Source organism: Sphingobacteriaceae bacterium, from assembly GCA_016715905.1.
Classification (GTDB): Bacteria; Bacteroidota; Bacteroidia; order B-17B0; family Aurantibacillaceae; genus Aurantibacillus.
In genome coordinates this window covers 438,975-461,970 of sequence record JADJXI010000004.1, presented here as the reverse complement: position 1 = coordinate 461,970, position 22,996 = coordinate 438,975, and the positions used below count along the sequence as shown (strand labels likewise).

18 protein-coding genes and 1 other RNA gene are annotated in these 22,996 nt (G+C 33.6%); 12 read left to right on the top strand and 7 right to left on the bottom strand.

What is annotated here, in order from left to right; translation table 11 throughout:
- Positions 1-47: 47 nt before the first annotated feature.
- The 5 genes from IPM51_06235 to IPM51_06215 all read left to right on the top strand — a co-directional run bounded on the left by IPM51_06235 (position 48) and on the right by IPM51_06215 (position 5,524).
- On the top strand, positions 48-890 hold the full coding sequence (locus IPM51_06235) for a flavin reductase family protein (GenBank protein MBK9283904.1): 843 nt from the start codon (positions 48-50) through the stop codon (positions 888-890).
- A 23-nt stretch (positions 891-913) separates the two neighbouring features.
- Entirely contained in the window at positions 914-1,306 is a 393-nt protein-coding gene (locus IPM51_06230) for a DUF3127 domain-containing protein (protein MBK9283903.1), read from the top strand.
- 56 nt (positions 1,307-1,362) lie between these two features.
- Positions 1,363-2,394: a type I asparaginase gene (locus IPM51_06225; protein MBK9283902.1), complete on the top strand. Its 1,032-nt coding sequence runs from the start codon at positions 1,363-1,365 to the stop codon at positions 2,392-2,394.
- A 6-nt stretch (positions 2,395-2,400) separates the two neighbouring features.
- Complete coding sequence (locus tag IPM51_06220) at positions 2,401-3,774, top strand: pyridoxal-phosphate dependent enzyme (protein ID MBK9283901.1); 1,374 nt, start codon at positions 2,401-2,403, stop codon at positions 3,772-3,774.
- Between the two features lie 136 nt (positions 3,775-3,910).
- Positions 3,911-5,524 (top strand): S8 family peptidase, encoded by a 1,614-nt coding sequence (locus tag IPM51_06215; protein ID MBK9283900.1) that lies wholly within the window; start codon positions 3,911-3,913, stop codon positions 5,522-5,524.
- Between the two features lies 1 nt (position 5,525).
- Here IPM51_06215 and IPM51_06210 read toward each other — a convergent pair whose 3' ends face one another.
- The 3 genes from IPM51_06210 to rnpB form a co-directional block, all read right to left on the bottom strand.
- The gene (locus IPM51_06210) at positions 5,526-6,536 is read right to left on the bottom strand and encodes a PorP/SprF family type IX secretion system membrane protein (GenBank protein ID MBK9283899.1); all 1,011 of its coding nucleotides are present in this window, start codon (positions 6,534-6,536) and stop codon (positions 5,526-5,528) included.
- A 3-nt stretch (positions 6,537-6,539) separates the two neighbouring features.
- Positions 6,540-10,304 (bottom strand): PKD domain-containing protein, encoded by a 3,765-nt coding sequence (locus IPM51_06205; GenBank protein ID MBK9283898.1) that lies wholly within the window; start codon positions 10,302-10,304, stop codon positions 6,540-6,542.
- Positions 10,305-10,311: 7 nt separating this feature from the next.
- An RNA gene (gene rnpB / locus IPM51_06200) (RNase P RNA component class A) lies at positions 10,312-10,695 on the bottom strand.
- Positions 10,696-10,803: 108 nt separating this feature from the next.
- Between rnpB and IPM51_06195 the strand changes: the two genes are divergently transcribed.
- A complete protein-coding gene (locus IPM51_06195; GenBank protein ID MBK9283897.1) occupies positions 10,804-11,658 on the top strand; it encodes a phosphatidate cytidylyltransferase in 855 nt (284 codons plus the stop codon).
- Here the strand turns inward: IPM51_06195 and IPM51_06190 are convergent.
- The 3 genes from IPM51_06190 to tilS all read right to left on the bottom strand — a co-directional run bounded on the left by IPM51_06190 (position 11,648) and on the right by tilS (position 13,866).
- Positions 11,648-11,941, bottom strand: a complete 294-nt coding sequence (locus tag IPM51_06190) for a hypothetical protein (protein ID MBK9283896.1) — start codon at positions 11,939-11,941, stop codon at positions 11,648-11,650. The genes IPM51_06195 and IPM51_06190 overlap by 11 nt on opposite strands.
- Before the next feature lie 76 nt (positions 11,942-12,017).
- Entirely contained in the window at positions 12,018-12,560 is a 543-nt protein-coding gene (locus IPM51_06185) for a hypothetical protein (protein ID MBK9283895.1), read from the bottom strand.
- Positions 12,553-13,866 carry a tRNA lysidine(34) synthetase TilS gene (gene tilS, locus IPM51_06180; GenBank protein ID MBK9283894.1) on the bottom strand — a complete coding sequence of 438 codons (1,314 nt, stop codon included), beginning with the start codon at positions 13,864-13,866 and terminating at the stop codon, positions 12,553-12,555. Before tilS ends, IPM51_06185 begins: the two co-directional genes overlap by 8 nt.
- A 118-nt stretch (positions 13,867-13,984) precedes the next feature.
- Here tilS and IPM51_06175 point away from each other — a divergent pair, with 118 nt between their 5' ends.
- Positions 13,985-15,328, top strand: a complete 1,344-nt coding sequence (locus IPM51_06175) for an FAD-dependent monooxygenase (GenBank protein MBK9283893.1) — start codon at positions 13,985-13,987, stop codon at positions 15,326-15,328.
- Here the strand turns inward: IPM51_06175 and IPM51_06170 are convergent, their stop codons facing one another.
- Entirely contained in the window at positions 15,329-16,216 is an 888-nt protein-coding gene (locus IPM51_06170) for a glycosyltransferase family 9 protein (protein MBK9283892.1), read from the bottom strand.
- A gap of 172 nt (positions 16,217-16,388) precedes the next feature.
- Between IPM51_06170 and IPM51_06165 the strand changes: the two genes are divergently transcribed.
- From IPM51_06165 to rfbC, 5 genes are all read left to right on the top strand, one after another.
- Positions 16,389-17,096, top strand: coding sequence for an SAM-dependent methyltransferase (locus tag IPM51_06165; protein MBK9283891.1), 708 nt, complete (start codon positions 16,389-16,391; stop codon positions 17,094-17,096).
- Between the two features lie 76 nt (positions 17,097-17,172).
- Positions 17,173-19,164, top strand: a complete 1,992-nt coding sequence (locus IPM51_06160) for an HDIG domain-containing protein (protein ID MBK9283890.1) — start codon at positions 17,173-17,175, stop codon at positions 19,162-19,164.
- A 122-nt stretch (positions 19,165-19,286) separates the two neighbouring features.
- The gene (locus tag IPM51_06155) at positions 19,287-19,967 is read left to right on the top strand and encodes a polysaccharide biosynthesis/export family protein (GenBank protein MBK9283889.1); all 681 of its coding nucleotides are present in this window, start codon (positions 19,287-19,289) and stop codon (positions 19,965-19,967) included.
- Position 19,968: 1 nt separating this feature from the next.
- Entirely contained in the window at positions 19,969-22,395 is a 2,427-nt protein-coding gene (locus IPM51_06150) for a polysaccharide biosynthesis tyrosine autokinase (protein MBK9283888.1), read from the top strand.
- A gap of 5 nt (positions 22,396-22,400) precedes the next feature.
- Positions 22,401-22,943 carry a dTDP-4-dehydrorhamnose 3,5-epimerase gene (rfbC, locus tag IPM51_06145; GenBank protein MBK9283887.1) on the top strand — a complete coding sequence of 181 codons (543 nt, stop codon included), beginning with the start codon at positions 22,401-22,403 and terminating at the stop codon, positions 22,941-22,943.
- The last annotated feature ends 53 nt before the right edge of the window (positions 22,944-22,996 follow it).

The window sequence follows — 22,996 nt, the reverse complement described above, 5'->3', positions numbered from 1 at the left end:
AACAATCAGGCAAAAAAACCTTCATTTTTAGTAAATTAGTCCTTCCTATGTTGAGTCTGAATCCGAAAGAGTTAACCGTTCCGGTTTTGCAAAAATATTTACAAAATGCCATTGCTCCCCGCCCTATTTGTTTTGCAAGTACCATCAGTGAAATTGGAGAACCTAATTTGGCTCCATTCAGCTTTTTTAATATTTTCTCTTCTAACCCTCCAATTGCTGTTTTTTCACCGGCATATAGCGGAAGAACAGGTGCAGCTAAAGACACATTGCTCAACTTAAGGGAAGTTCCTGAGGTAGTAATTAATGTGGTAACTTATAATATTGTTCAACAATCCAGTTTAGCTAGCAGCCCATTTCCCAAAGGAATTAACGAATTTGTTAAGGCAGGTTTTACTCCTCTTCCATCTGAACTAATTAAGCCTTTTCGGGTAGCTGAAAGCCCCATTCAAATGGAGTGTAGAGTTTTGGAAATAAAAGAACTGGGCAAATCCGGTGGGGCCGGTAATTTGGTAATTTGTGAAATCATCAAAATTCATATCAGTGAATCTGTATTGAATGCTGAAAATAATATAGATGTTCGAAAGCTTGATTTGGTAGCCCGAATGGGAGATAATTATTATTGCCGAGCATCCGGAGATGCTTTATTTGAGGTGGAAAAACCAATTACCAGCATTGGAATCGGTATTGATAATTTGCCCGAAGAACTTAAAAACAGTAAGGTATTAACCGGTAATGATTTAGGCTTGTTAGCCAGTGTAGAAAACATTCCCGAACAAGATAATCAATTGAAATTGCCGACTTTTAAAAATCAGGAAGAAAAGCACCGCTATGCTCAAACTTTACTTTCCACAAAAAAAGTGAAAGAAGCCTGGCAGGTATTAACTAAGTAAATAATAAAATAAATATATATAACATGGAAGTAACAGGAACACTTAAAGCAAAGTTTGAAACGACAAAAATTAATGATCGTTTCCAAAAGAGAGAATTCATTTTAACTACTGAGGCGAATACACCATATCCGCAACACGTTAGTTTTCAGGTAACGCAAGATAAATGTACAATGCTTGATCAATTCAATATTGGTGAAGAATTAAGAGTACAATTTAATTTACGTGGACGTGAGTGGAATGGTCCACAAGGAATTAAATATTTTAATACATTGGAAGCCTGGAGAATTGAAAAGTTTGCAAACTCTTCTCAAACCCAACCGAACACACAAACTCAAAATAATGCCACAAAAGATAACTCTGGCAGTACGCCGGTATTTACCGGAAATGTAGACGATAATGACGATTTACCTTTCTAATAATAGTTGAATAAAGAGCGGAAATATCCGCTCTTTTATATAATCAAGATAGTACCATGAAGTCTGCTCAAAGTTCTGTATTGCTAATTTATACCGGTGGCACCATTGGCATGATGCAAGACCCTAAAAGTGGGGAATTAAAACCATTCAATTTTAATGCATTAACCAAGCAAATTCCGGAGTTGAATAAATTTGCTGTACGCTTAGATGTAATAACTACAGGAAAACCGATTGATTCATCAAATATGCAACCGGAAATTTGGGTTGATTTGGCAAAAACTATAGAGAAAAATTACCAAAAGTATGACGGATTTGTGATTCTTCACGGCTCAGATACCATGAGTTTTACGGCGAGTGCATTAAGTTTTATGCTCGAAAATCTGAACAAACCCGTAATATTAACAGGCTCGCAATTACCCATAGGCATTATTAGAACCGATGGTAAAGAAAATTTAATTACCGCCATTGAAATTGCTGCTGCAAAAGAAAAAAACAAACCGGTGGTATCAGAAGTTTGCATCTATTTTGAATATAAATTATACCGAGGGAATAGAACCTTTAAATTTAACAGCTCACATTTTGATGCATTCAAATCTCCTAATTATCCGGTACTTGCTGAAGCCGGAGTTCAAATTAAATACAATTACGCCGCACTAAAAAAAGTGGGGCAGCAAAAACTAAAAGTTCACTCCACAATTAGCAATAACATTGCCGTATTAAAATTGTTTCCCGGAATTAATCAATTCACAGTTCAATCTGTTTTACAAACAAAAAGCAATAAAGCGGTGATTTTGGAAACTTTTGGCTCAGGCAATTGCACTACCGAATCTTGGTTTACTAATGAATTAAAAAAAGCCATTGATCGCGGAATTTTAATTTTAAATATAACGCAATGCCGTGAAGGAAAAGTTATTCAAGGCAAATATGAAACAAGCAGCCACTTAAAAAAAATTGGAGTAATTAGCGGGAAAGATTTAACTTTCGAAAGCGCAGTTACTAAACTTATGTTTTTGTTCGGAACAAAAAATTCATTATCAAAAAATAAAAAATTAATAAACACTAATATTATCGGCGAACTAACAAATTAATAAAAAATGAAAGTCTGTAAAAATATTTTAGAAACCATTGGCAATACGCCCTTAGTTAAATTAAATAAAATCACGAAAGATTTACCTTGTGATGTTTATGCCAAAGTAGAAACATTTAACCCGGGCAATTCCATCAAAGACCGAATGGCCATCAAAATGATAGAAGATGCGGAAAAAGACGGCAGACTAAAGCCGGGTGGTACAATTATTGAAGGGACGAGCGGAAATACCGGAATGGGCTTAGCCATTGGCGCAGTTATTAAAGGCTATAAATGTATTTTCACCACCACAGATAAACAGAGTAAAGAAAAAGTAGATGCATTACGGGCATTTGGTGCAGAAGTAATCGTTTGCCCAACTGATGTTGAACCTGAAGATCCACGTTCATATTATTCAGTTTCATCTCGTTTGGTGAACGAAATCCCCAATGCATGGAAACCGAATCAGTATGATAACTTAAGTAACAGTATTGCACATTACGAACAAACCGGACCTGAAATATGGGATCAAACGGACGGCAAAATCACGCACTTGGTGGTTGGTGTAGGCACTGGTGGAACTATTTGTGGCACCGGAAGATTTTTAAAAGAAAAAAATCCAAACATACAGGTATTAGGTATTGATACATACGGCTCCGTTTTCAAAAAATATAAGGAGACCGGAATATTTGATAAAAATGAAATTTACCCTTATATCACGGAAGGAATTGGCGAAGATTTTCTTCCGGCCAATGTTGATTTTAAAATAATCGATTACTTTGAAAAAGTAACTGATAAAGATGCGGCCATTATGACTCGAAGAATTCCTAAAGAAGAAGGGATTTTTGTTGGAAACAGTGCAGGTTCTGCACTTGCGGGATTATTGCAAATGAAAGATCGATTCAAAAAAGGCGATGTGGTAGTTATCATTTTCCACGATCATGGCACAAGATATATGGGTAAAATGTTTAATGATGATTGGATGCGTGATAGAAACTTTTTAGAAGTAACAAAACCCAAAGCAATTGATTTGGTTGCTAATCACAAAAATCAAAAACTTTTAACTTTAGATTCCAAAGCCACTGTAAATGAAGCTTTAACTATTTTAGGGAAATACAATATTTCTCAAATTCCGATTACTGAAAACAATGAATTTATTGGTTCTATAAATGATAGTTATATTTTTAATAAACTAATTGATAATACAGATATTAAAGGAGAAACCATTAAGAACATCATGCAAAAGCCATTTCCGGTAGTTGGTGAGTCGGCATCTATTGAAGATATTAGTAAACTCATAAATAAAGACAATAATGCTGTACTGTTAAAGGATTTGGGAGGTAATATGCATATCATTACCAAGCATGATATTATTCAGGCAGTAGCAAAGATGTCTAACTAACCGTCTTTAATGCCTGCTTTATATAGTTTTACTTCCCCCATATAAGGGGATTTTAATATGCTAGAACGTTAAGGCATGTGAAAATCTTACGCGGGTTAAAAATTATTGCTTTACTTTATTAAACTAAAATTTGTATATGAAAAATTTTCTTTCAATAGCTTATGTCCTTATTTCTGTTTCACTTTTTGCGCAAACAGAAAAAAGACCAGATAATTGGTTCAATTTAGATCCAACTACAGATAAAGTAAATGGTGTAAGTACTGAACGAACTTACAAGGAACTCCTTAAGGACAAAACAGCAACAACTGTTATTGTTGGTGTTTTAGACAGCGGAGTAGATTTTAATCACGAAGATTTAAAGGACGTTATGTGGACAAATCCGGGCGAAATACCCGGAAATGGTATTGATGATGATAAAAACGGATATATAGATGATATTCATGGATGGAATTTTTTAGGTGGTAAAGATGGCACTAACGTAGAATGCGAAAATTTAGAAGCAACACGGCTATTAAGAAAACTAAAACCAAAGTACGATGGAAAAACTATAGCAGATTGTAAAACCAAAGAAGAAAAAGAAGAGTTTGCATTATATGAAAAAGCAAAAGCAAATTGGACTGCAACTAAAGAAAAATTTGAAACAGCGTATAATCAAACTAATTTTTTATATACACACTTAAATGATTTAAATAATAAAATCAAATCGCAATCAAACATCGATACTGTTCATTTAGTTGAATTGGAAAAATTTGAACCGGAGGCTAAAGAAGATAAACAAGCTAAAATGTTAGCCGTTTTAATGATGAAAAGTGAAAAAGTCCATAATTTGGATGAAGTAGTTGCTCAAATGAAAAAAGGAGTTGAATCAACTGAACCTTACGTTAAATGTGGTGTGAATTTAGATTACAATCCACGTAACATTATAGGTGATAATTACGATGATCCGAATGATAGATTTTATGGCAATCCGGATTGTAATGGCCCGAACAGTTTTCACGGAACGCATGTTGCCGGAATTATTGCGGCTAAACGTAACAACTCAATAGGTATGGATGGAGTTGCAGCAAACGTAAAAATTATGGCTGTTCGTTGCGTGCCTAATGGAGATGAGCATGATAAAGATGTTGCCAACGCTATACGCTATGCTGTTGATAATGGAGCGCAAATTTTAAATATGAGTTTTGGAAAAAAATTCAGTTGGGATAAAAAAATTGTGGATGATGCAGTTAAATATGCCGAAGAAAAAGGCGTGTTGTTAATGCATGCTGCCGGAAATGACCACGCCAATATTGATGAAGAAATTCATTATCCAACTAAAAAATATGCTAACGGAAAAGAAGCAAGCAACTTTATGGATATTGGAGCTTTGAGCTGGAAGCCGGATGAAAAAATTCCTGCCACATTTAGTAATTATGGTAAAAAAACGGTTGATTTATTTTCACCTGGAGTTGAAATTCATTCAACCACTCCAAAAAATGGTTATGCAGATGCCAGCGGTACAAGTATGGCCACGCCTGTTGCTTGTGGAGTTGCCGCTGTATTAAAATCCTACTACCCTACTCTTACCCCTAAGCAAATTAAAAAAATCCTAATTAAGTCTAGTTTAAAAACGTACAAAGGCAAAAAAGTTATTAAGCCGGGTACAAAAGACGAAATGGTTAAATTTGAAAGTTTAGGGAAAAATGGTGGGATTATTAACTTATATGAAGCCGTAAAAATGGCTGAGAAAGTAGCCAAAACAAAAACCTAATTTAAAATTTCTGTTTAACTTTTGCTTTCTTTTTCTTGTAAACAATTTCTTTGCCTTTAGGATCAGGAATCTGATACGTGAAAATTATTTCATGGGCTCCGGTAGTAGACGTATTATTTAATTTTGAAATTGTAAAATCATAACTGTAATTTATCTGGAGATTTTTACCGGGAACATCGATGCCAACCATCAAAGCTACAGCATCACTACCGCTATGATTATACTTCAGATACTTTGGGGGAATTCCCCGGTAATAAGCCCCGGCCATCAAGGCCTTGATTTGATAAATAACACCAATATCAATTTGATCGTTTGTTTTTTCATGGCGATAATTAAGAATAAAATTTAATGCTTCAGTAGGTTTAGCATCATTAGTGTCGTTAGCTTTTAAAACAATCTGATATCCTGCATGAGAGGTAAAATAAACAGGCAGATTTTCATTTCCTCCAAGTACATTCACGTTAGGTTGATTGATATGCTTCAAAAATATTCCACCAAAAAACCTTTTTGAAGTAAATAATGCTCCTGCCCCAAAATCTACATAACTCTTAGTGTTACTCGTTGTAACATCTTCCGACAAGGCATTACCGGTAATTAACTGATCATTAAAAATCAACTTGCTGTGATCTATTTTCTTTTGACCAAAACCAACAGAAATTGATGGACGAATTTGAGATGAAAAACCGGTTTTTATTTTATAAGCATAATTAATTATTCCCATAGTATTAACCAAACCACCAGAACCTATTCTGTCTTGCATAATATAACCGCCTACTCCTGAATTATATTGTTTAATATTTCTATCGTAAGCCACATAATATGTACTAAATGTTTTTTTAATCCCCGGCCATTGATTTCTATATGCTGCTGAAAAGCGATGCATATCCGTTAATCCGGTAAATGAACTGTTAAGATAAATTGGGTTATTAGAAAATTGGGTGAATTGAGCATCCTGAGCACTCACACGAATGCATAATAAAAAAAGCAGGTATATTAAAATTATTTTTTTCAAACCTTATTTTATTAAAAGTGTTAAGTCTCCGGTTTTATCAAATGTTTGACCATCTTTAAATTTAGCGTGAATCTTCCACACATAAACATCTTGCAAACATAATTTACCCCTAAAATATCCGTCCCAACCTTCATTCACGTTTTCTGTTTCAAATAAAAGTTCGCCCCATCTAGAAAATACTTTCATGTTAAATTCTTCTACATTTCGCAATACAGGATGAAATACATCATTGCTTTTATCTTTCGGGTCATAAATTCCACCTGGAGATGACGAAGTATTGGGCGTGAATGCATTCGGAATTAACACACCTGCCTCCACAATAGCTTTAACTTTTTCAGCCAATAAAAACGTGTCTTTACAGTTTTTTTCGCTAATTGCAATTAATTTAATATTATACTCTCCCGGTTCTTGATAACTATAAACTGGTGAAAAATCAGTAGAACTTCCACCGTCACCAAACAACCAGCTATAACTTGTAGCTCCGCTTGATAAATTAGTAAGTGGTACAGGTTGATTTTTAACAGTGACTTCAAATAAATCTACATTAAATAGTGCAGTTGGTTTCGGAAAAACTTTTATTACTTTTTTAACTGTATCGGCACAATTATAAATATCTGTTCCAATCAACTGAGCTGTAAATTCGCGCACGGATGATGTTGTGTTTACATAAGTTTTGGAACTTACACTAGTCGTTGAACTACTTCCATCACCAAAACTCCAGCTATAAGAATTTACATTTAATGCAGAAAAATTTACTTTTAAATTAGTACAACCACTATCCGGTGAAGAAATGATACTATAATTTGGTTTGGGGTGTAAAACAAAATTGACGACAGAAGTGTCTTTGCAATTTGAAGAATTTTCAACTGCCAAAGTAACAGTTTGTGTAATATTCAATGTTCCTGAATTTACAAAATTGTACGTAGGATTAGTTAATGTTGAAGTTCCGGAACCGAAATTCCAATTATTTAAGTTTGCACCAATTGACGTATTAGTGAACGTAATTAGTTTTGGAGAACAGGCCGGTGTGTCTATTTGAAATTGCGCTTTAGGATTATCGAATAAATTGATAATTGAATTTAAGGAGTCTTTACAATTATTAATATTGTTCACCACAAGTTTAACGGTAAATGTAGAAGCCGAACTTCCTTTTGAATTAGAAAATGTAGCAGGCGTAGAAATTAATGTTGAAGTAGTTCCATTGGAAAAGTCCCATAGATTATTGTTTTGGCCGATTGAAGTATTGGTAAAGTTGACTAATAAAGGAGAACAGCCACTATTCAAATCCATTGTGAAACTAGCGGTTGGTTTAAATAAAACATTGAGGTTTGCAGATGACGTATTAACGCAACCAAAAGAATTTGCACCAATAACAGAAACCGTATAATTTATATTAGACTGGGTTCCGTTAGTAAAAGTGTGATTTGGATTAATTGTATTATCTAAAGGAGATCCGTCACCATAATCCCAGGTATACGAACTTACTACACTCCATGTTGGGAAACTAATAGACAAAGGCGTACATCCCACAGATGGAGTTAAGTTTAAAGCAAAATTTGGAATAGGATTAACTGTAAAATTACTCACTACACTACTTAAACAACTCAAACTATTACTTGAAGTTAAAGAAGTAGAATATACTACCGGAACAGCCCCTCCATTTGTAAAAGTATGAGAAGGATTTATCAAGTTAGATGTGTTTCCATCTCCAAATGACCAAGTGTAAGAATTGGCGCCGATAGTATTGTTTGTGAAAGTAATATTCAATGGAGAGCAACCGGATAAATTTATGGGATTAAAACTTGTTTGAGGAGTTGGAAAAACATTGATTGATTTTTTTATGCTATCCACGCAACCTGCAGAGCTGGTAGCAATAACTGTAATTGTAAAATCAGCATTCACTAGTAAATTATTAGTAAACGTAAATGAAGGGTTTACTAAATTAGAAGTGTTGGTAGGTGTTGTGCCGAAATTCCACAAAAACAAAGAAGCATTAGTACTTGTATTGGTAAAATTAACCGCTAAAGGGGAGCATCCTGTTAATGGACTCATTGTGAAATCTGCCACCGGTTTTACATTTACAGTTAATGTTTTTGTGATGGTAGCACTACAAAAAGCAGAAGCGACTGTTAGCGAAACATTATAAAATCCTGGAGTTGTATAGGTATTACTTGCATGCTGAACAAATTGAGATGGAGATCCGTCACCCAAATTCCAAGTATAGCTGGTAATTGGATTAGTTCCGCTAATAACAGATGTGTTGGTAAAAGTTAACGACGAATTTTGACAAACCACTGTTGGATTGAAATTAGCCGTTGGGGTATTGTAAACCGTTAGTGCGTTTGTAAAACTATGTACGCAGGTATTACTTCCGGTAACCGCTAATGAAACTGTATACACCCCTGCGTTTGAATAAGATTGCGGCGGTGGAGCTTGTAAAGTACTTGTGACTAAATTTCCGAAATCCCAATTCCAACTTACTGCATTTGTTGAGCTATCCGTAAAACTTACAGCCGATAAGGATGTACAGCCGGTTGCCGGATTAAAAGAAAAATTAGCAACGGGTTGTGGCAATATATCAATTACTATTGTTGCAGTAGTTGTACAAGGCGCACCACCGGGTACAAACTTGGCTGCTAATTGTACTGTGTATGTTCCCGGATTTGTATACGTATAAGTTTTATTTCCTGCTCCCAAGTTTACAAATCCACCGCCTTCTCCAAAATTCCAAAAATAAGTGTATCCCGGTGAGCTCGCGTTTGTAAATGTAATTGATGTGTTTTGACATATTGGAGCCGGAGGTGCAACCACACTAGCAGTTGGAGGGTTTAAAATAGTAACATTTAAAATTGCTGTATCAACTCCGCATAAATTACTATCACGCAACATAACAGAATAAGTACCTATAGCATTATAAGAAACACTTACTGTTTGAGCCGGAGGCCATGGCGTCCAATTATGAATCGAATCACCCGGCATTCCCCAATAATTTCCTAAGTTCCAATATTGCTGTCTTTGAAAATTATTTCCCTGGGCCAAACAACTTTGGGCCGTAGTATTCGAAAAAGTGAAAACACTATTGGGCCAACAAGTAACAAATTTATCGGGCAGAAATGTAGCATTGTCTTTTCCGTATATATTAATCGGAGAATATGTAGCAGTAGCCGTATTGTTTAAGCTACAATAATTCCAAGCATTTAATACCACTGCTGTTTGACAATTCACAGTTCCCGCAAGATAAGTGTGATTCACAATTGCTCCGGCATTGGTATAAGATAACTGAACTAACGGACTTCCATCTCCGTAATTCCATATGTATTTGGTAGTTTCGCTTGTTTTTGTACTCGAATTACTGAATTGTAAAACTGCTGGAGCGCAAGCGGCTGTTGTTCCACCAATGGGAATTGAAACATTAGGAATAACAGCTTCTTCCATAACCACAACGCCCGTTAAAGTACATGACAATGAAGGAACATTTAAAGTAACCACAAAAGTATCTGGATTAACAGAGGTGTAAGTATGATTAATTATTGAGTTAGCCGTGTAAAAAACAGAAGTAAAATCGGGCGATCCATCGCCCCAACTCAAGGTATAGGTTCCCCAACTTGTTGGAGATTGAAAGTTCAATACATATACACTGCTTCCGGAGCAACTTAACCAATAAGGGTTTGATGATGGAATAGCATTTCCATCCAATACCAAAGGACACTGTGCTTTTAATGTAAAAAGAACAAAATGAAAAACTAAAACTAAAAAACGTTTAAACATAAAAATTATTCCATGCAAGTTTGTAAGCCGGGTTCTGTTTCATTTTATTTGGTTGCCCAAAATAAAATATATTCATCATTTATCTTAGCGACCTACCCACTGTAACTCTTCTTGCGAAGAAAAGACGAGCCGCCTTATGGTTACAGCCTATTTGGCCTTTCAACACCCGAGGTTTACCATGTAGCAATGTTACCATTGTTACCTGTGAGCTCTTACCTCACATTTTCACTATCACCCAGAGTGTTACCTCTTGGCTACCTGGTTTCTGTGGCACTATCTGTTATTCGATATATGGTACCGAATACCCGCTTTTATCAAGCGGCGAGTTGCTCTGTGTTGCCCGGACTTTCCTCTGTAAGTTTTACCTTACAGCGATGAAAAAACTTGCAGTTAAAAATAACCAATTTTTCAATAACTTTTTATCTAAATTATATTTTAGAAAGTAAGTTTTTATTTGCGCAATTTATTTGCAATTTTATTCTACTTTTGACCAATCAGAATGGCGCTAAACATTAAAACATTACTCACCCGATCAATCACAGGAATAGTGTTTGTTATGGTTTTGTTAAGCTTTATGCTTTGGAATTATTACAGTTTTAGCCTCTTTTTCTTTGTGGTAGCTATGATAGGTTTGTATGAATTTTACAAAATTTCGGGTAAACTAAACGCAAAGCCATTAATAGTACCAGGTTACGTCTTTGCTGTTTTGTTGTATTTAAGTAATTGCCTGTTTGATTTCGATGATTTAGGTCTTAACATGAAAATGGTAATTTTGGGCACTAAAATTAGTTTGGCTTTAGGTTTTATTTTAATTTTTACCGGTTCAATTTTATCCAGAAAAGAAAATGCCATTCACGATGCTTTATTTACAATTGGAGGGGTAATTTATGTTGTTTTGCCGTTATCGCTATTAAATCAATTGGTTTTTAATGTAGAAACAGGTTATACTTATGATCCAAAAATGGTATTAGGGATAATACTTTTGATTTGGTGTAATGATACCTTTGCATATTTAGGCGGAAGTTTGTTTGGCAAACGAAAATTGATAGAAAGAATTTCTCCCGGTAAAACTTGGGAAGGTACATTTACAGGTATAATACTGTCTTTTGCGCTTAGTTTTTTATTAAATACCCTGCTCATCCCACTTCCTAATTATTTATGGATGATTATGGGCGTTTTAGTTCCGATATTTGCTACGTTAGGAGATTTAATAGAAAGTAAATTAAAAAGGGAAGCAGATGTAAAGGATAGCGGAAAGTTAATGCCCGGCCATGGAGGCATACTGGATAGATTTGATAGTTTGCTTTTGGTTTCGCCGATGGTTTATCTGCTTTTACTTTTGCTTAAAGTTTAAGGCGATAAATACGATGTATGGGTATAACAACGCCCTGTTTTAGAATTACTCGTTTATCAGTTACACCCCAAACGGTTGTTTCTACCATTTTTTTTGAAAATGAATCCTCAAAATAAATTTTTATTTTATGGTGATCATTATTCCCTAATTTCAATGCAGTTTCCAAATCCAATTTTCGCTCCTGGATAGAAGCTGAATCCGATAAAATATCTTCGTCGGGGAATTTTAAATCAACAATTTTTTCCTTTTCAATCAATTCGAAATCTGTGGCAGTTGTTATCATAAGATATAAATATAAATATACTTATTTTTCAGTTTACAACCTATTAACGATTTGTTAAGTAAAAAGGTTTCATTATTTACTTATTATTTATCAAGGGTTTTAAAACCCGGTGAAATTCAGCAGCTTTGTGCGTTCCTATCCTGTAAATTAAACCGCTTTTATCCGTTAGTTCAATGGAGTCTTCCCCACTCGTATAAAAACTTATTATCCCTCTATTATGTAAATTATAAACTGCCCTTCTGAAAATATTGCGTTTAAAGCGTACCTGCCGGATGGCTGTAATGGTATGTAAATCTATTTTTACCTTCCTGGCTGTCCAAAATCCATCCAATATTAACATATTAGAATACAAGCGTGTTTGTATATGTAATACGTAGGTGAGTGCAGCTGAAAAAAGGAGAATTACAATACCTAATACAAAAAAGATCAAACCCGAATTGGTCACATTTTCAATAGGATAAGAGCCAATATGAAATATAGAAACCTGCACCGGCTTGGGATTCTGGCTCCAGTAATATCCAATAAAGCAAAAGATAGCCAATAAATACCTAATCACCATACTTAATCTGTTATGGCCCATAAATTGCTTTTCTTCCAAAAGTATTTCTTCCTTATTCAAGGTATTTTAATTTAATAAGATCTTTTTCTTTGCTATTTACCCGGTAACGCTCGTCACTTCTTAATCCCATCACCCAAATAATATCGCCGTTATTATTTACCAATAACTTTACTTTATCTCTTTGAGCATTGCTCACTTTTTCGTCTTTAAAAAAATCACTCAGCAATTTAAAACCCTTCATGCCAAAAGGTTTAAACTTATCGCCCGTTTTGCGGGTACGAATGGTTAAAGGAAATACCAAATCATTTTTGTGAATTATCAGTTCATTTTTCAAAACCTTCTCAAATTTTTTCACAAAACTGAATTCTAAAAATTTTACATGCTGAATTTCTTTTAAATCTTTTAGCATCAAATTCTCTTTTTTTATTTTGTGATTAACAATGGTAAGAAACTCTCTTTCTACAGTGAGTACAAATTCTTTGCTTAAAAACTTCTTACCAACACTGGATTTGGAAGTTAAACAAGCAATAATTTGATCTATTTGAGTTGAATTAAATTGATAAGGCGTTAAAAGGTAATTTAAAAAACTATTTTTATACTTGCACTTTTTAAAAAAACTTAATGCTACATAAACAACATCTTTTTTAATAAAAACATGTTTTTCAGTCGCCTTGTCTAATACTGAATTAATGATTGTATGCTCTTCCCTTAAATTTCTGAAATTCTTTTTCATAACCTCTTCAAACATTGGGAACTTTTTCTGAATAAGTGGTACCAACTCCAATCGAATAAAATTTCGTTCGTAAAGAGTTTTAGTGTTACTAGAGTCTTCTCTGAATTTTAGCTTATTTATTTTGGCATAATTTATTATTTGATCTTTGGTAAATGGTAAAAGAGGTTTAATACTTGTGCTCTCTAAAGATTGCATACCTTTTAAGCCTTTTGTTCCGCTTCCTTTAAACAAATTCAGAAAAAAAGTTTCAATATTATCATCATGATGATGGGCTGTAACTAAATAGTCAAGTTTTTTTTTCTGCAAAATCTCTTTGAACCAATTATAACGTAATTCACGGGCCGCCATTTGGATACTTAGACCATTTTTTGTGGCGTATGCAGCGGCATTCAATTTTTTAGAGAGAAATTGCACCCCTAATTTTGAAGCCATTCCTTTGCAAAATGTTTCATCGGCATCACTTTCTTTACCTCTGAGCATAAAATTGCAATGTGCTACCGTAACTTTATACTTTTGTGATAATATCTTTACCAAAACCACTGAATCAACCCCACCACTTAAGGCCAAAAGTATTTCATCTTTCTCTTTAAATAGTTTTTGTGCTTTAATGTATTGAAATACGGCTTGCTCCACGAAGCTAATTTACTAAAATCAGAACGAATGATGTTCATCATACCCCTGTTTTTCAGGTATGAATACTTGTTTTTTTTATTTAAGTTTGAAAAGTAATATCTAATAAAAACGTATTCAAATGGGCAAAAATGTCACAATTGTAGGAGCAGGACTAGTAGGATCTTTACTATCCATTTACTTAGCCAAAAGAGGTTATAAGGTAAATATTTACGAGCGAAGAAATGATATGCGTAAAGTGATTATGAGTGCAGGAAAATCAATTAATCTTGCGCTAAGCGACCGAGGATGGAAAGGCCTTGAAGGTGTAGGAATAGCTGATGATATTAAAAAAATTGCAATTCCGATGTACGGCAGATTTATTCACCATAAGGATAGCACTACAGCATTTCAACCTTACGGTAAAAAAGAACAAGCCATTTATTCAGTATCAAGAGCAGAAATAAATATGCGATTGATGGATTTAGCGGAAAAACAAGAAAATGTAAAAATTCATTTTAGCAAAAAATGTAATCATGTAGATTTAGTGAATCTAAGCGCAACTTTTGAAGATATTGAAACCAAAGAAATAGATTATGTGAATCCGGATTTAATTTTCGGAGCCGACGGTGCATTTTCAGCCACTCGATTAAATATGCAATTAGGCACAGATCGTTTCGAGTATAAACAACATTATATTGAAGCGGGTTATAAAGAATTAATTATTCCGCCCGGAAAAGGCGGTAAATTTTTATTAGAAAAAAATGCTTTGCATATTTGGCCCAGAGGCAGTTTTATGATGATTGCACTTCCAAACTTAGATGGTGATTTTACCTGTACCTTATTTCTTCCATTTCATGGTGAAAAATCATTCGATAAATTAAAAACCAAAGATGATGTAAAAAAATTCTTTGATGAAGAATTTCCGGATGCTGTACCTTTGATGCCAACTTTGCTGGATGATTTTTTCATCAATCCGGTTTCTTCTTTAGTTACCGTAAAATGTTTTCCTTGGACCTTTAACAACAAAACAGCATTGATTGGAGATGCAGCGCATGCGGTTGTGCCTTTTTACGGACAAGGCATGAATTGCGGATTTGAAGATTGCGTTGTTCTTAATCAGTTGATTGATGTTTATAAAGAAGACTGGACTAAGATTATGCCTAAATATGAAGAATTGAGAAAACCGGATGCAGATGCTATTGCCGATTTGGCCATTGCCAATTTTGTGGAAATGCGTGATAAAACCGGAGATCCGATTTTCCTTTTACAGAAAAAAATTGAAGCTAAATTCTCAGAAAAGTACCCGGATAAATGGATTCCCTTATACAGCATGGTTACTTATAGCCCTCATATCCGATATAGTGATGCACAAAAAGAAGGCTTTAAGCAACAAGCAATAATGGATAAGATAATGGCTTTACCGGAAATCGAAAAAAAGTGGGATAGCACGGAGGTTGAAGAAAAAATACTTTCCTTTCTTTAATCATACCGCCATCTCAATTCCACATTTGAAATGACCTTTAGGACAAGTTTGATGTCCGTGTAATCCGCAGGGACGACAAGATAAATTCTTGACCTCTTTTATTATTGCGTTATCGCTTAGTGGACCAAATCCAAATTCAGGTACAGTTGAACAAAAATAGGCTGTAACTTTTGCACCCAAAGCCGAAGCCAAGTGTAAGGGAGCGCTATCGTTTACATAATTCATTTTAGCACTTTTCATTAATGCAGCAGATTCAAGTAAACTTAACTGACCACATAAATTGATTACGGGATATTGAGAACACTTATTTTTAATATTTTCTCCCATTGCAAAATCATTTTTTGCGCCAAGTATATACACTTTCTCTGTTTTTGAAAAATTATTTACGAGTTCAATCCATTTTGATTCCGGTAATTGTTTTGTAAACCAAACAGAAGCGGGAAAAATGCAAACAAATTCGTTATCTATAAAGTTTTTAATATTAAAAAAATCTTTATCACTGGGATATAATTTTGGGAGAAATGGATTACCTGCCGCAAAATCATATACCAAATCATTATAACGCTCAATTTCGTGCCTCCCATTTCCTATCACATGTTTAATAGTTGTATTGAATAAATATGAAAAAGGAGTTTGCTTATACCCTGCCTTATGTTTAGCACCTGAAAATGCAGTTAAAAAACCAGAACTGGCAAAGCGATGGCAATTAATTACACAATCAAAGGCCTTTTTTCTTATCGCTGTACAAATCTTGAATAAATTGGAATACTTGTTATTAGATTTATCCCACACAATTACCTCGTTCAAAAATGGATGAGCATTAAAAAGTGTTTCGTTCCCTTTTCGAACCAATATGCTGATTTTAGCAGTTGGAAATTTAGCGTGCATTTTTTCCACTAATGAAGTGGAAAGAATTACATCACCAATAAATGCTGTTTGAATGATTAAAATATTTTTATAGTCAACCAATTTTCAAAATAATCAGAAGCAAATATACATTTTAGTATTTTCAACCGACACGAATAAGCAACGATAAAGAATTAATTATTAATATTACAACGTGAATAAGCGAGGTAAATTGTATTTAATACCGGTACCCATTAGTGAAGAAGAAGGCCTTCAGCACCTGCCCGAATTAAATCATACTATTGTAAATACTTTACAGTATTTTATTTCCGAAAACGCAAAAACATGCAGAAAACACCTTAAAATTTTTGGTTACCCCGCCATTGATCAGGCTCAAATTTATGAACTAAATCAACATACACCTATAAATGAATTACAAGGGTTAATTAAACCTTTACTTGAAGGTGATGATTTAGGGTTAATGAGTGACGCAGGGGTGCCTGGCGTGGCCGACCCCGGTGCACCTATTCTGGAAATGGCACATCATCATCAAATTGAAGTAATCCCATTAACTGGTCCAAGTTCGGTTTTGTTTGCTGTTATGTCAAGTGGATTTAATGGTCAGAATTTTGCTTTTGTGGGGTATCTTCCCCGTGAGAATAATGCTTTAAAAAAGAGGGTACAAGAATTGGAGCGTTTATGTAAAAAAGAAAAACAGGCGCAATATTTTATTGAAACACCTTACAGGAACAAACAGTTATTTGAGTTTTTGCTCAAAAATTTAACAGGTGATACAAAATTATACGTTGGCATTAATTTAACCGGTAAAAAATCGTTGAACAAAAGTGCTTCTGTAGCGGATTGGAAAAAGATGAGTGAACCTGAATTCCATAAAATTCCGGCCATTTTCGGCATCTTTTAATCTATCAAACCGACATTGTTAACAATATACTTAAAGCCGGGCCATTTTTCCTAACGCATACATTTACTTTGTATGAATGATTTTTGAATACTTAAGAGCTAAACACAATTTAATTTTAAAACTATTCATTGTATTCATTAGTGCTATTATAATTGCATTTTTACAACCAACTTCTGAAGTCAAAGGCCATTTAGTGGATGAATTTGACCCCTTATGGGTTTATCAGGATTTAATTGCCGAAAAATCATTACTTATACCTAAAGATCCTACTAAATTGAAAAAAGAGATCGTAGAATTAAAAAGCGAAGCTCCTATCTTTTTTACTGAGAATAAAGAAGAATATAATTTAAAAACAAAAGAACTCGCTAATTTATCTAATAAGTACAAAGAGTACATTGTTCAAATTATAGACTCTATTCATTACTCAGAAATAATTGAGGATCTAGGTTTTGATAAACATAAAAAAATTATCTTGGTTAATTCGAGAGATGGTTATTCGAGGGTTACCGACTTCCAAAATGTATTTACTATAGATTCTGTGAGAAAGTTTATTAAATATAAACTGGAAAGTGACAATCAAACGGAAGTTAACGAAAGTGATATTCTTCCTTTTCTAACAATTACTTATTATTTTGATAAGGAAAAAACGGAAAGGTATTTAGATGAAAAAGTGAAGTCTGTTTCCATTTACGAGCATGTAATTAAACCGGGAGATCTTTTGGTGAAAAAAGGAGAAGCATTAACAAAATATAAAAGGCAATTAGTGAATTCTTATTACAAAGAAATTAATTCTGAGAGTAAAAGATCATTGGGCAAAACAGTAAGTGCTGTTATTTTATTTTCTGTACTCTTAATTCTTCTTCTTTTTTATCTCGCCTTTTTCAGGCAATCGGTTTTTGGTCAAAACAAAGAAGTTTTCTTTTTATTTTTTCTTGTGGTATGTGCCACACTAACTACTTCTGTATTTTTCAATTTGGGCTTAATCATGTATGCTCTTCCTTATTGTTTGATTCCTATTTTGGTTCGCGTATTTTTTGATAGTCGCACCGCTTTATTCACCCATTTAATTACAGTTTTAATGGTTAGTTTTTTTATGGCGGATAAATTGGAGTTTATCCTACTTCAATTAACTGCGGGTATTGGCACCTTGTTTGCTGTTGCAGAAATGAGAAAAAGGCAGCAAATTTTTATGTCGGGTGTTGTTACACTGGTCATTTATTTTCTGGTATTTTTCAGTTATCAAAAATTCAATGGAAATGAAGGTTTCGTTACTAAATTGAGTGCTTATTTGCCATTTGTAATTAGTTCATCATTGGTACTTATGGCCTTTCCTCTTATATATTTGAGTGAAAAAGTTTTTGGCTTCATTTCCGATTTTAAATTACTTGAATTGTCGGATTTAAACCAACCTTTATTAAGAAGATTGTCACAGGATGTTCCGGGTACTTTTCAACATAGTTTACAGGTGGCGAATTTGGCGGAAGAGGTTATTTACTACATAGGAGGTAACTCATTGCTGGTTAGAACAGGAGCTATGTATCATGACATCGGCAAATTATTTAATCCGAAATATTTTACCGAAAATCAATTAGGCGGTTACAGTCCGCATATGGAAATGCAGCCTCAAGAAAGCGCTAAAATTATAATCGAACATGTAATAAAGGGTGTTGAATTAGCTAAAAAACATAAGCTTCCCGAACAAATCATCGATTTTATTCGAACCCATCACGGTACAACAAGTACAGCCTACTTTTTAAATATTTATAAAAAAGACCGAAAAATAAGTGAACAGGAAGATAAATTGTTTAGGTATCCGGGCCCTATTCCATTTAGTAAAGAAACTGCTGTACTTATGCTAGCCGATGCCGTGGAGGCTTCTTCAAGAAGTCTTAAAATTACTGACGCGTTAACCATCAATGATTTGGTAGACCAGATTATTGACGCTAAAATAGCCCAAAATCAGCTTATTAATTCAGACATTACCTTTAAGGACATCACTTTAATTAAAAAAATCTTCAAGCAACGACTAATGAATATTTACCATGTGCGTATTGAATACCCCGTATAGCCTTGATTTTTATTTTTAGCCTGAATAAGTTATATTTGTATATCATAGCTATGCGCCAAATTTATATCCTTACTTTATTTTTACTAGCTTTTTCGTCTTGTAAATTATTTAAGTCTAATTTAATGCTCAAAACCCCAAGAGATTATACATATGATCAATTGAATGATTCTATAGGACAGTTAGATTATAAAATAGCAGCTAATGATGCGATATTATACAGAGTATTTACTAACGACGGATTTAAATTAATCGACTTAGCCAGTACCTCAAATGCCTTCAGATCGGATATTGATGTTACCGTAGAAAGCGATGGAATGATAAAAATGCCATTAATCGGCAGATTACCGGTTGAAGGTTTAACCATTAATGAAGCTGAAAAATTAATGGAAGAAAAATATTCAGAATATTACGTTAAACCCTTTGTAACGTTAAGGGTAATAAACAAGCGTGTCATCGTATTTCCGGGAAATAGCGGGGCTGCAAAAGTTATCACCTTATCTAATAACAGCACAACGCTTTTAGAGGTAATTGCTCAAGCCGGAGGGATACCGGAAGATGGAAAAGCCTATAAAGCTAAATTAATTCGAAAAAATATTGACCCACAGCAAAAGCCATTGGTTTACCTGGCTGATTTATCTAAAATAGAAGGTTTAAAAGTGGCCAATACGAAGGTTCAGGCCAATGACATCATTTATGTTGAGCCCCGATACCGCGCGCTTAAAACATTTGCTACTGAATTAGCCCCATTAATATCCATCATAACCAGTTTTTTAATTCTTTATCAATTCTCCAAATTGAGATAAAATGTATAACCCGCAGGTTTCGAGTAATAATAATCAGCTGAAGGATATAACAGAAAGGCTTAATAGCAATTTTGATATTGGCATACTTGTTTATTTATTTCACAAAAGTAGATTTTGGATCATTTGCTTTTTTGTGGCTTCCTTTATCTGTGGCTATTTGTACTTACGCTATAGTAATATTGTGTATGAATCTAGAGCTATTATTCAAATTGCCGATGCCAGTAAAGACAATTTACTCCGATTGAATAATATAGATCAAGGTACTAATGTATTGGCAGAGGCTGTTGAGCAGTTGAAATCTAAAATTTTTTTAAAGAACTATGTTGTTGAAAATTTAGATATTTCTGTAAATTATTTTAGTCAAGGTACCTTTAAAAGCAACGATTTATATAACAATTCTCCTTACAAGTTAAAAGTTAACGTTAAGAACAAAGGAATTTATGGGAATAAAATTGTGGTTCAAATTAATAAAGATTTAAAAGGCGGTGCACTTAACTTTGGTAACAGAATTGAAAAATTTGAATTTAATAAATGGCTTAAATTAGAGGAATTTGATATCAATATTTATTTGAATCCTGAAATGTCGGAGTCGGAAATTTTTGCCACTTTAGAAGAAAATAAAGGGCTTTATTTCACACTTTCTGATATTGATGTTGTTACAGCTCAAATAGCATCTAAACTCGAAATAAAAATTACTAATGAGTACGCAAAAACATTAATGATTAGGGTTAAAGATTTTAACCCAACTAAAAGTTCAGATATTGTAAACGCAGTGATTGAAGAATATCTTACTTATGATATAACACGAAAAAGTGAAAGTTCACGTAAGATTTTAGATTTCATCGAAAGTCAACTGGGTAATGTGTATAATGAATTAAGATTAACAGAGAGTGATCTACAGAAGTTTCGAAAGGAGAAAAATATTGGCGGAAAGGAAACTATATTAAATTCTGAGTTAGCCAGGTACAGCAAATTAGAGGATCAATTACTTCAAATTGAATTAGATGAAAAAATAATTGAGGAAATACAAAATAAAATCAATGCTAAAAAGAGCATAGATATTTATGAATTAATTTCATTGATTTCAGGAACAGAATATGAAGATTTAATTAAGGAAATTACTCAATCTATCCAAAAGTTATTGCTTGAAAAAGAAAATATGCTTTACAGTGTAACTCCAAATTCAAAGCAAATTGAACAAATCAACTATCAAATAGAGAATCAACGTAAGTTGTTAATTGAAAGCTTAAACTCTGTAAAAATAAAATACAGAACCAAGTATAAAAATTTACTTGAAAAATCAAGTTCTTATAAATCAAAATTCAACCAAAATCCTGAAGATGAAGTGGAATTTTCCAGATTAACTCGTTTATATAGCATTAATGAAAAGTATTATACTTTACTTTTAGAGAAAAAAACAGAATACTCTATTTCAAAAGCCAGTGCCGTTAGTAAAAACGTAATATTAGAAAAAGCACAGGGTAATGGAGTGAAAATTTCTCCAAGCACTAGAAATACAATTCTTATTTCTTTTTTATCCGGTTTATTACTAAGTGCTGCGTTGCTGTTTATTCGTTATATATTTCATGATAAAATTTATACGCTTTCAGATATTACCAAATATTCATCCGGTAATGTTGCTTTGTTAGGTATAGTTCCAAAGTATCCAAATAATATCCCGGTGTCTCAGTTAATTGTAGATAAAAATCCGAAAGCCTTAATCAGTGAAGCTTTCCGTACCATTCGAACCAATTTAGGTTTTATAAGTAATACTGCGGGATCTAAAATCATTTCTATCACATCAACTATCAGTGGAGAAGGTAAAACCTTTGTGGCCATAAATATTGCCGGTATATTGGCCTTTACCGGAAAAAAGGTAATCATTATTGATTTGGATATGCGGAAACCAAAAATTCATAAAGGATTTGGTGTAACCAACAATATTGGCATGAGTACCATTTTAACCAATACCTCTTCTATTGAAGAGTGTTATAACTTAAGTCCAATGGAAAATTTGAAATTTATTACGGCGGGTCCTTCGCCTCCAAATCCTTCCGAATTAATTATGAGTAGCAAACTGAATGAAGTAATTGAGTACTTAAAAAAAGAGTTTGATTACATTGTAATTGATAATGCTCCTATTGGCTTGGTAACTGATGGTATTGTTACTATTCAAAAAGCTGATTTCCCGATTTATGTATTTCGTGCAGGATATTCTAAAAAAATGTTTACTCAAATACTAGATAAGCTGAAAAATGAAAGTAAAATAAAAAATTTGAGCGTGGTATTAAATGATGTGGATATAAGCAGAAAAATTTATAGCTATAACTATGGTTATGGATATGGTTATGGCTATGGAGGAGGATATGGCGGAGGATATTATACGGATGAAGAAGATTTTAAAAGAAAGTCGAAAAAGAAAAGTTAAACTACATGGAGGTTATTAAAACAAAAATAAATGATCTAATCATCATTCAACCCAAAGTGTTTGCCGATGAAAGAGGTTATTTTTTTGAAAGTTATAATGAAAGTGTATTTAAAGCGCACCAATTAGATTTAAAATTTGTGCAGGATAATCAGTCTTTATCACAAAAAGGTGTATTAAGAGGTTTACATTTTCAGAATCCACCACATGCGCAGGGAAAATTAGTTCGTGTAATAACAGGCGCTGTACTTGATGTTGCTGTTGATATTCGTAAAAACTCTCCCACCTATGGTCAATGGCATGCTGTAGAATTAACTGAAGAAAATAAAACCATGTTTTATATTCCACCCGGTTTTGCTCATGGTTTTGCCACACTCCGAGATAACACCATTTTCTCTTATAAGTGCACCAACATTTACAATAAAGATTCTGAAGGTTGCATTCTTTGGAATGATCCTGATTTAAATATTGATTGGAGAGTTTCTAATCCAAAACTTTCAGATAAAGATCTAACAGGAGAAAAATTCAGCGATTTTAAAAGTAACTTTTAAGTGATGAATTTTAATTTTTCATTTATACTTACTTCATTCTTTTTTCTGTGCTT